We start from the raw sequence: 5,327 nt of genomic DNA, 5'->3' as shown, positions 1-5,327 counted from the left end.
TTCATAATTTTGTTGTGAAAGAATTAACGAAACAAACACCTCAAAGATATGAGCATTGAAGAAATGAAAAAAGCCCATAAACTACTGAAAGAGTGGTCGTACGAGTGGAAACCATTATGGAGGGGATACACAGATCAAACCCTGTACATTAATATATCGGATAATGAGATCCGCGCCAAAGAGGTTCCTCCATTGATGAAGGAAAAATTCATCGGGGGTAAGGGGTATGGCTTACGTCTTTTGTGGGATGGAACCCGGCCTGAAACAAAGTGGGACGATCCGGATAATGAGATCAACATATCTTCCGGGCCAATTGGGGGGATTACGCAATATTCAGGCACAGGAAAATCGATTTGTGTAAGTATTTCTCCGCAGACCGATTCGGTGATGGATTCGAATGTGGGTGGATTTTTTGGGCCTTACCTGAAATTTGCAGGGTTTGATGCATTGGAATTACAGGGAAAGGCAACAAATGAGATAATTATTTTCATTGATGGGATAAACCACAAGGTGCAAATCATGGAAGCTCCGCTGGAACCACGCGACAGTCATGAGCTTGCAGAGATACTCACGGAGATGTTTGCCGACGATGAGAAGGACAAGAAGAATGTTGCCGTAGTTTCGTCCGGTGCTGCAGCAGATCATTCTCTGATTGGCATGTTGAATTTCAGTTTTTACGACTCAAAGCGTAAACTGGTCAGGTTGAAACAGGCAGGAAGGGGAGGCATAGGAACGGTTTTCCGCAACAAGAAGGTTAAGGCTATTGTCGCAAAGATTCCGGGGGTCAAAGGGAATCTCAATAATGTTGCCGATCTTGAGTCAATTATGGAAAGGGGCAGACGCTTCAACAAGGAAATGCGTGATCTTGATGATTCACAGGCAGAGATGAGGACTAAAGGAACGGCTCACCTGGTAAACATCATGAACGACTACGACCTTTTGCCTGTACACAACTATAAATACGGAAGCCATCCTGAGGCCGATGCCATCCACTCGGAAGTATGGAAGGAACGGTTCACACAGGGCATCCCCGACGGGTGCTGGATAGGCTGTAATATGGCCTGTGCCAAAGGTGTAGATAATTATGAATTGCGCACCGGGCCCTACAAAGGCCAAAAGGTGATTGTCGACGGGCCGGAATACGAAAATGCCGGCGGGCTGGGATCCAATTGCGGGATCTTCAATCCGGATTATATCATTGAGGCTAATTTTTACTGTGATACATACGGAATTTGCACAATTACCTGGGGTACCCTGCTGGCGTTTGTCATGGAGTGTTATGAAAACGGTATCCTGAATGAAGAGAGGACAGGAGGGCTGAAGTTAAACTTCGGTAATACCGATTCTGCCATGGAATTGCTGCATCAGCTTGCCCGCGGGGAAGGTTTTGGATTGATAGCCGGCATGGGTGTAAGGAAAATGAAGGAAATGTTCATTCAGAAAGGCTGGGGTGATCCTGGTTTCCTTCAGGATATTGCCATGGAAAACAAAGGGCTTGAATACTCGGAATATGTATCCAAGGAATCCCTGGCGCAACAGGGAGGATTTGCCATGACCAATAAAGGCCCGCAGCATGATGAAGCCTGGCTGATCTTTATGGATATGGTGAATAATCAGATTCCGACCTTTGAGGATAAAGCTGAGGCCTTGCATTATTTCCCGATGTTCAGAACCTGGTTCGGACTGGTAGGCTTATGCAAACTACCCTGGAATGATGTTGAACCTGCCGACAATGCAGAACAATCTGAGCCGGCCAAAGTGCCTGAGCATGTTGACAACTACGTAACCATTTACAAAGCTGTTACGGGGAAAGATTTTGACAAGCACGAAATGATAACTCAATCGGAAAGGGTTTATAATTTCCAACGCATTTTCAATCTTCGCAGGGGATTTGGTATCAGGAAATACGACCAGCAGCCCTTCAGGGCAGCAGGACCGGTAACCGTTGAAGAATATGAATCAAGGGCTGACCGTTACGACAAACAGCTAAAGGAAAAAATTGGATACAATCCTGAAGGCAAGAGTACCGGGGAAAAAATGAAGGTATTGAGGGATTACCGGGAGGATCAGTATCAAAAGCTTTTGGATGCTGTGTATTTCAGGAGGGGCTGGACCCGCAACGGGGTTCCAAAAATCTCACACCTGAAAAGAATTGGGATGGATCTGCCTGAGCTGATTGAGATGGTAAACCCTCATCAGGAAGATTAATATTTTCTATTCTTACTTCGCTTTTCAGCCGGTATGCGTATCTTCGCATCTCGAAAATAAAACTATGGGAAAACGTGGAAAGGCCGACAGGCAAACTGTTTTGATGAATTATAAACTGTGGTTAACCTCCCTTACCGGTAATGGCAGGATTGGAGATGGTACATTTTTCATCCTGCATTGCCTGAAGGAGAATCCAGATTTATTTTCAGCAGCCGAAAAGCTTGGATTTAGCTATAAACAGGCAAAGGAACTTATCCGTGAAGCGGAATCGATAACAGGTTATGCAATAACTGAATGTCGGAAAGGAGCATCTGCCCAGGAATTTACTCATCTCACTCCCGCCGGGGAAAAGCTCCTGGAAGCCTACCAATCGCTTAACACAGAGTTTGATGAAAATTTCGAAAATGCTTTCCGTGAGTATAAAGCAAGGGCAAAATCCTGAAAAACAGCAATCGTTTTATCGTCTCAACTCGAAATTCTCACCCAGGTAAACTTTTCTCACATGTTCATCCATTGCGAGTTCCTCTGATGTACCTGATTTCAGGATAGCGCCTTCGAAAAGCAGGTATGCTCTGTCGGTTATGGAAAGTGTTTCGTGAACATTATGGTCGGTAATAAGCACGCCGATGTTTTTATCCTTGAGGGTAGAGACAATGCTCTGAATGTCTTCGACGGCGATAGGATCTACACCGGCAAAAGGCTCATCGAGGAGGATGAATTTGGGGTTGACAGCCAGGGCGCGGGCAATTTCCGTTCGCCGCCTTTCTCCACCCGAGAGTTGTATTCCGAGGCTTTTCCTGACATGCCCCAGGCCAAATTCGTCGATCAGGCTTTCCAGCCTTTCTTTTTGTTCATCTTTTGTATAGCTGGTGAATTCAAGAACAGCCCTGATATTATTCTCAACACTGAGTTTGCGGAAAACGGAAGCCTCCTGGGCCAGGTATCCGATACCAATCTGAGCTCTCTTATACATAGGAAATTCAGTGATATCCTGTTCTTCGAGAAAAACTCTTCCGGATAAAGGCTTGATCAAACCAACGATCATGTAGAATGAAGTAGTTTTCCCTGCACCGTTCGGGCCGAGGAGTCCGACTATCTCTCCCTGGCTCACCTGGAAGGAAACATCACGGACCACCGTCCTTCTGCCATACTTTTTTACCAGGTTTTCTGTCCGTAAAATCATAAACCAAAAATACTTAAAATGAAAACCAGAACGATAAAAACAAAGCAAAATTATCGCCATTCGATTCTTCCCGGTGAGTAAGACGCCAGATAGCATCAACTCTAAAAATCTTAAAAATATTCTCAATCCCGACACCGGCTTCATAATAAGGCTTTTCGAGATCACTCAGGACACCGGGAAACTCAGAATAGTTTTTATTTTCATCGGAAAGATTGCCGATGACCCCACGTGCATGGGCGACCGTCCTCCATTTCAGTTTGCGCATCAGCGGAATTTTATTCAGGATGAGACCATCGAAATGGTGTGTATAATAAAGGCTGATATAGGCATCGGTGAGAAACTCATAATAATTCATCAGATTATAGGCATATTCATCGAAGAGGAAAGTCTCATTACCCGGAAGCATTTTCAGGAGAGGATAAGGCAGGGTACCCCAAATTCTTCCGGTTTCAAAGATATATTTCGACCAACCAAAAGAAAACAGGTTAAACCATTGGCGAACCCCAAGCTGAAGACGGTGATATTCATATTCCCCGTTAAGCAAGCCTGGTATTCCATAGCCATAGGATAGGGAAAGTACGGGATAGTTTGTTCCGAGGCTGATACGTTCAAACTCCCCCATCACAAATTTCTCCTTATAGGCAAAACGCGTATCCAGCCTAACCTCTGAAGTAATCAGGGAACTTTTAACCGTTGTAGTACCATTTTCATAGATTACAAAACGGGTATCGCCCACCGGGTAAACCCTTCTGTGAATAAGATTCAATGTGTTGGAGAATCCCGGGAACCACTCATGCTCATAATAGGTGTCAAATTCCTGCACCATTGATAGTTTATTGGCCGGGTTTCTCCTGAAAAAGGATGAGAAAAGATTATCCTCGCTAAAGGCATTAATACTGCTACCTAATTGTTCAATATCGTATGTATATTCGGCAGAAAATCCCCTTCGTGGATTTTTGGAATAGAGGTACAGGAAACCCAGGTTGTATTTGAACTGATCGTCAGCTGTTCCATAAGCCAGATGTCCTGTAAGCATTAGTTTAGTGGAAAACTTGTTGCTGGTCCGGCCTCCCAGTCGAAGCCGCAAACCTTCAATCTCATTATAGCTTGCCATCTTGTAATAAGGGCCGATCTCTACATTGCCCCATTTCAGGTATCCGTTAAATGCCATATAAAAGAAATCGACATAGCTTCTAAAAAGCGGGACATTCTTGATTGAATCCACCATCTCATAAATACCTTCTTCCTTTTCAGAAAGGTCTTCATGACGGGCATCGGACCAGAATTCATCGTCTTTACTTCTTGCATCCTCCTTCACCACAACATCAACAGGTACATTATAGAATTGCTTTTCCTTTGGTTGGTTAAAAACAAAGTCTTTATACATGGTCGTTCTGTGGCCAAAAAAGCCAACAGTTCGTTTCGAGTTTTCTATTACATTGAAGTCCACCACAATATAATCCTTTGTGATCATCCATTGTTTCCCATCTACCCTGTCGAATTCCTGTCGTATACCAAGTTCATTGACAAAATTCAGGTTGGCATCGTCGGCTATGGTCATTTCCACTTTTTTGACCGCAAAAGTGGTATCATGGATCCACATTTCTCCTGTGAATGTCAGTTCCTGTTTCCTGCGGGGCTTGAACATCATCTGGTAGCACCACTTATTACCAATATAGGCGCTGTCGATCAGGTAATATTTATAATAACCCAGTCCGAAATTCGCAATTGGGCTAACGAAGTTCTTTTCAAAAAGGGTAATGTAATTATCATAAATATTCACATTCTGGTAGAGGTCTCCCAGGAATTGTGTTATGCTTTCATTCTCCACGCCGGATATTTTTGATGCTTTGATCACTTCAACCTTTCCGGGAGGATCTGAACTGTAGTAGAAATCCGATAATGTTTCTGTAAGGAAGATCGGAAGGTAAGCCTT

At 44.0% G+C, this 5,327-nt stretch carries 4 protein-coding genes; 2 read left to right on the top strand and 2 right to left on the bottom strand.

From position 1 onward, the window contains the following. Positions 1 to 48 precede the first annotated feature (48 nt). Positions 49 to 2,208: an aldehyde:ferredoxin oxidoreductase gene (locus KKA81_00020; protein MBU2649291.1), complete on the top strand. Its 2,160-nt coding sequence runs from the start codon at positions 49 to 51 to the stop codon at positions 2,206 to 2,208. A gap of 64 nt (positions 2,209 to 2,272) precedes the next feature. Further along, the gene (locus KKA81_00015; protein MBU2649290.1) at positions 2,273 to 2,650 is read left to right on the top strand and encodes a hypothetical protein; all 378 of its coding nucleotides are present in this window, start codon (positions 2,273 to 2,275) and stop codon (positions 2,648 to 2,650) included. Positions 2,651 to 2,665: 15 nt separating this feature from the next. Here KKA81_00015 and lptB read toward each other — a convergent pair whose 3' ends face one another. Both lptB and KKA81_00005 read right to left on the bottom strand, forming a co-directional pair. Beyond that, entirely contained in the window at positions 2,666 to 3,391 is a 726-nt protein-coding gene (gene lptB / locus KKA81_00010; GenBank protein MBU2649289.1) for an LPS export ABC transporter ATP-binding protein, read from the bottom strand. Between the two features lie 13 nt (positions 3,392 to 3,404). After that, the coding region (locus tag KKA81_00005) for a hypothetical protein (GenBank protein ID MBU2649288.1) at positions 3,405 to 5,327 on the bottom strand (1,923 nt) is incomplete at its 5' end.

It is taken from the genome of Bacteroidota bacterium, assembly GCA_018831055.1.
GTDB lineage: Bacteria > Bacteroidota > Bacteroidia > Bacteroidales > B18-G4 > M55B132.
The sequence above is the reverse complement of the archived record's forward strand: the minus strand, read 5'-3'. Positions and strand labels throughout refer to the sequence as shown.